Origin of the sequence: Treponema sp. UBA753 (genome assembly GCF_002297325.1) — a bacterium.
Taxonomy (GTDB): domain Bacteria; phylum Spirochaetota; class Spirochaetia; order Treponematales; family Treponemataceae; genus Treponema_D.
The window spans coordinates 1-5,229 of sequence record NZ_DBKJ01000027.1 but is presented as its reverse complement, the minus strand read 5'-3'; the positions used below and the strand labels follow the sequence as shown (position 1 = coordinate 5,229).

The following is a 5,229-nucleotide window of genomic DNA, read 5'->3' as shown; positions in this document are numbered from 1 at the left end:
ATCAAAACTCGACATTCGACCTGATATTTTGAGTCTGACAGATTATCAATCAAGTTTCTTTAAAATCACAAAACTTTTTGCATCCACAGTGTCTGGAACAAAATTTTTTTGCTCCGGTTTTCCGCTTAAAACTTCTATGGAATTTGCAAATCCGGCTGAATCAATTTTTGCAGAAGAATTTGTAGCGTTAAAATATATGCAGAAGTTTCCGGCAGTGTATTTTGTAAGTCCCGGGGAAATTGTCTTTGCCAAGCAATCAGTTTTTGAGCCAAACGAGTCAGGGTTTTTCCTGCGGAATGCAATAAGTCCTTTGTATGCGTTAAAGACATCAGAATAACGCGTTTTAAATTTCAAGCTGATTTGATTTATTTCATCGCTTGAATTGTAGCTATTTTCATTTCCTTGCTTTGTGCGAAGAAATTCTTGACCGCCGTTTATAAAAGGTGTTCCCTGTGCAAGAATAATATACGCCGCCGCAAGAATGTCCTGCCTTTTAACTTTTTCAAGCCCAACGTTTCCGATTGCTTCAAAGAGATTTCCTGAATATGAAGTTTCTTCAAGGTACGAAATTGCAAGCTTATCAAACAAAGTGTAATTGTCGTGGCATTCAACATAGTGAATTGAAAGGCTTGGAATTCCGCTTGGATTTCTGTTGTTCTTTCCAGTCGCGCCAAGAAGTCCTTTTTCAATTTCTGAATCGCAAAAAATTCCCTGAACATGACCTTTTGCAAATCCGCCGAATTCGCTTCCTTTTATTGCGTCTCTAAAATCATCATTGAATGCGCCGACTCCGCAATTTTTTCCGCAAGCAACAGAAGCAGAGCATCCGTTTTTTACAGCGCATTCTCCGCCAGTCCAAGGCTCTCCATAAACCATTACGCACGGATCTATTTTTTTCAGCTCGTAAAAAATTTCCGACATAGTTTCCTGTTCCTGAACTCCCATAAGATCAAAGCGGAATCCGTTTATATGAAAATCTTTCATCCAATGCTTGAGAGAATCAATAACATATTTTTTTACCATTTTATGATTTGTGGCAATTTCGTTTCCGCAGCCTGAACCGTTGGAATATCCACCTTCAGAATTAAGCCTGTAAAAATATTTAGGAACAGTCATGTCATAAAGCGAATTGTTTTCAGTGCCGTCAGTGTGATTGTAAACAACGTCCATTATCACAGCGATTCCCGCATCATGGAACGACTTTACCATTTGCTGCATTTCTTTTACAGCCTGAATTCCGTCAGTGTATTCTTGCGAAACATAGCGTCCTTCTGGCACATTGTAATGAAAAGGATTGTAACCCCAGTTGTATGAAAGGTCTGAATTTTTTTGCGCATAGTCGAACATCGGAAGAATCTGAACATGAGTTACGCCAAGCTCTTTTAAATGCGAAATTATTTTTGGGTCGGCAGCTTCAAGAAATTTTCCAGTTGAAGTTAGATTTACAGCGCGGCTCCAGTCCCGGATGTGCATTTCGTAAATTACTGCTTTTGAATAATCAGTTTCTTTAAATGGATTTTTATATTCGGATTTTTCGATGACAGCGATTTGAGATGCAACAGAATCTGGAGAAGCGACAGTGTGCCAAATGTCAGCAACTTTGAAAATTTCTGCGCCAAAAGAAATTTCATACTGATAGTAAGAGCAGCCTTCATAAGAGCCGCTAAAAAACCAAACGCCTTTTTCCTTGCGTTCCATTTGCTTTGCGGCGCACAATTTTTTTGCAGCTGAATCTTTAAACAGCAAAAGCCGCACATTGCTGGCAGTCGGCGCCCAGCATTTAAAAGACGCAGAAGTTCCGTTCAAGGTTAAGCCAAGATCGTTTCCGTCATAATAAAAAGCGGAATCAATTGAAGGAGCTGAGTTTTCATTTGAATAATATTTTTTGTCCACACTGAAATTATATAGAAAACAAAACAAGTTTCAATGCGGATTTTCAAGCTGAAAATTTAAAGCGACTTCAATTCAGCAGAAAGAACTTTCCATTCGCCGTTTTCTTTTGCAACTTCAAGCCAGGCATATTTTCCTTCAAGAAGCGGACCTGGATTTATGACAGTTGTAGTTCCAACTTTGCAGATTCCTGCGCTTTCGTGGATGTGTCCTGTAATAACTGCAAGTGGTTTGTATTGCTCAATAAACTGCGTAAAAAGTTCGCTTCCAACATGAACGCCTCCTGAAATTTTATCGCAGTCTGTATTCTTTGGAGGATTGTGGCTTACCGCAATCAAGTTGTTCCATTCCTGCTCGCCTTGTTCCGTAATAATTTTAAAGTCCGCCATAAGCTCTTCTTCTGACTTTTCATTCGGAGTTGTGCCGGTAAACTTACTTCCGCCGCCGCTACCTGCAAACGCAAGACCTTCATACATAACAAGTTGCTTTTCTACGGAAATATCATGTTTTTCAGTTTCTTCAATAAAAGAAGGATTGTCGCAGTTTCCGATTACAGAAAAAATTGTATCGTGCTTGGAGCAAAGTTTTTCAAGAGCCGGAAGTCCAGTTTCCTCGTTGCCAAATTTTGCAAAGTCGCCTGCAAAAACAACTCCGTCAGCCTTTTTAAAAGTTTCATCCATTTTATCAAGAACTTCCAAATTTCCGTGCAAATCTGATATTACTAAAAATTTCATTTTAATGTCTCCGAACAATTTCAGTTTAAATTTCAGCAAGAACTTTTTTAAGTTTGTCCATCTGATTTTTTGTTCCAATCGTTATGCGCACAAAATCCTCGATGCCAGGCGTGTTAAAATGGCGGATAAGAATTCCCTCTTTTTTTACAGCTTCGTAAATTGAAGTTCCGCTCATTCCATCTTTTTTTGCAAAAATAAAATTTGTCTTGCTTTCAATCACAAACCAATTTTTTGAGCGCAAAAATTCAGTTAGAAGAATTCTTTCATTCACAATTTTTTTTGCATTTTCTTCATAATAAGAATAATTTTTACAAGCGGCTTTTCCTGCTGTCTGCGCAAGAAAATCAACTGGAAAATGATTGAATGAATTTTTTACTGTAAAAACTGAATTTATAAGTTCTGGATTCGCAACGGCAAAACCGAGCCTCATTCCTGCTAGCGAAAAACTTTTGCTGAACGTGCGCACAATAACAAGATTTTTGTAATCATTTAAAAGTGCAAGGCAGCTTTCCTCGCCAAAATCAGCATAAGCTTCGTCAACAACAAGGATTCGGTCTGAAGGAATTTTTTTCAAGAGCGATTCAATTTCCGCGCGCTTCAAGGCAATTCCTGTTGGAGCATTTGGATTAGCAAAAATTATTGAGCTGTTGTTTTTTTCAGACTCGAAAATCATTTTTTCTGTGTCCAAGCTCCAGTCATTTTTTAGCGGAATTTTATGCATCGGAATATTATAAAATCCGCAGTAAACGGGATAAAAACTATAAGTGAATTCAGGAAGAACAAGAGGACAGTTGCTGCCAAAAAATGTATAAAAAACAAACGAAAGAACTTCATCGCTTCCGTTTCCGCAGAAAATCATTTGCGGCGTTATTTTAAAACCAAGTTCCTTTTTTGCGTTTTGGGAATTGCAAAGAACTCCGCCTGTGGAATTCAGCATATCGGCAATTGCAGTTCTAAGTTCACCAGAATCCGGGTCTGGATAAAGTCCAAGTTTTTCACGATGGCAAGATGCGGCTTTTTTTATAGCTTTTGCAACGTTTTTGCTCGGCGGATAAGGATTTTCATTTGCGTTCAGCTTTATATAAATTCTGTCCTTTGGCTGCTCGCCCGGAACATAAGGATGAAGATTTTCTAATCGTTCAGATAGCATTTTTACCTCAAAAAAAATATGCGGATTCAAACATTTGCAAAACCTGCCGCGTAAAAAAGCAGCAGATTTTTTTAGCTACATTTTAAATGACTTTAGTCTTTCGCAAGCTTCTTGAATATTTTCACGGTGTCCGAATGAACTGAAGCGGATAAAACTTTCACCGCTCGGTCCGAATCCTGCGCCTGGAGTTACAACTACATTGCACTGGCTAAGAATCTGATCGAACACGTCCCAGCTTTTCTTTCCGGGAAATTTTGCCCAGACATAAGGAGCGTTTCCGCCAGAATAAACTTCAACACCCATCGATTTGAAATTTTCACTTTCCAAAGCGGAGCGAATCAATGCTGCGTTTTCAAGATAATAGCTTATTGTTTCCTGCATTTCTTTTAGACCAGTTTCATCCAAGGCGGCAAATCCTCCAGCCTGCGCAATATTACTTGCTCCGTTGAATGCAGTGTTTGTTATGCGCGCCCAAGCGTCTGCAATTTTTGAACCGTCATCAAATTTTAAATTTTCTGGAACTACGCACCATCCAAGGCGGACTCCAGTGAATCCGGCTGGCTTTGAAAATGACTGCATTTCAATTGCACAGTCCTTTGCGCCTTCGATTTCATAAATTGACTTCGGAAGATTTTTATCACGGATAAACGCTGAATACGCCGCATCAAAAAGAACAACGCATCCATTTGCTTTTGCAAACTTCACAAGCTCGGAAAGATTTTCTTTTGTTGCAACCGCGCCAGTAGGATTGTTCGGCGAGCATATATAAATCAGGCTGTCTTTTTTTACAACCGACAAGTCCGGGAAAAATCCATTTTCAGGAAGACACGGCATATAAGTTATGTCCTTGAACCCGTTTTCTGTAACAGGTTCTTTTCCGCCAGCTCCAGCCATTACAGTTCCGTCAACATAAACTGGATAAGAAGGGTCTTGAACCGCAACATTCACATCCGCGCCAAACATTGCCTGAAGCCGTCCAAGATCACACTTTGCTCCGTCCGAAACAAAAATTTCAGCTGGCTTTATTTCGCCGCCATAAATTGCCTGTGAAATACGCTCACGAAGTTTAGGCATTCCCGCGCTGTCATCCTGATAGCCTTCGTAGCCTTCTTTTGTGCCAAGAGCTTCCACAAAATTTTTCATTCCTTCAACAATGTGAGGAGCAAGCGGCTCTGTTGTGTTGCCAATTCCAAGACTGATTATTTTTGCTTCTGGATGCTGAGTCTGAAATGCCTTGCGTCTTTTTGCAATTTCCGGAAAAAGATAGCCTTTTGCAAGATTTGTGTAATTTTTGTTTCTCTTTATCACTTTGATTTCCTCTGTTCAATTTTTGAAAAGTTTAGCATTTTTGCAAGTTTGCTACAATGAAAAAAAACGACCTTCTGAAAAAACAGAAGGCCAAAAATGAAGGAGGTTTATATAGCCCAAACTTCGAGTTTTATGATTTAATGTCAT

General features: G+C 39.3%; 4 protein-coding genes. All 4 read right to left on the bottom strand.

The features are described 5' to 3' along the window. Positions 1-45: 45 nt before the first annotated feature. The gene (locus B4C08_RS02040) at positions 46-1,893 is read right to left on the bottom strand and encodes an alpha-amylase family glycosyl hydrolase (protein WP_296662366.1); all 1,848 of its coding nucleotides are present in this window, start codon (positions 1,891-1,893) and stop codon (positions 46-48) included. 56 nt (positions 1,894-1,949) lie between these two features. Continuing rightward, positions 1,950-2,624 (bottom strand): metallophosphoesterase family protein, encoded by a 675-nt coding sequence (locus B4C08_RS02035; protein ID WP_296662363.1) that lies wholly within the window; start codon positions 2,622-2,624, stop codon positions 1,950-1,952. 25 nt (positions 2,625-2,649) lie between these two features. Next, entirely contained in the window at positions 2,650-3,774 is a 1,125-nt protein-coding gene (gene hisC / locus B4C08_RS02030) for a histidinol-phosphate transaminase (protein ID WP_296662361.1), read from the bottom strand. A 75-nt stretch (positions 3,775-3,849) separates the two neighbouring features. Continuing rightward, a complete protein-coding gene (locus B4C08_RS02025; RefSeq protein ID WP_296662360.1) occupies positions 3,850-5,082 on the bottom strand; it encodes an LL-diaminopimelate aminotransferase in 1,233 nt (410 codons plus the stop codon). Positions 5,083-5,229: the final 147 nt, after the last annotated feature.

Excerpts from the sequence above, each read along its gene's own strand:
- B4C08_RS02035 (WP_296662363.1), bottom strand. The coding sequence starts at position 2,624 with ATGAAATTTTTAGTAATATCAGATTTGCACGGAAATTTGGAAGTTCTT.
- hisC (WP_296662361.1), bottom strand. The coding sequence starts at position 3,774 with ATGCTATCTGAACGATTAGAAAATCTTCATCCTTATGTTCCGGGCGAG.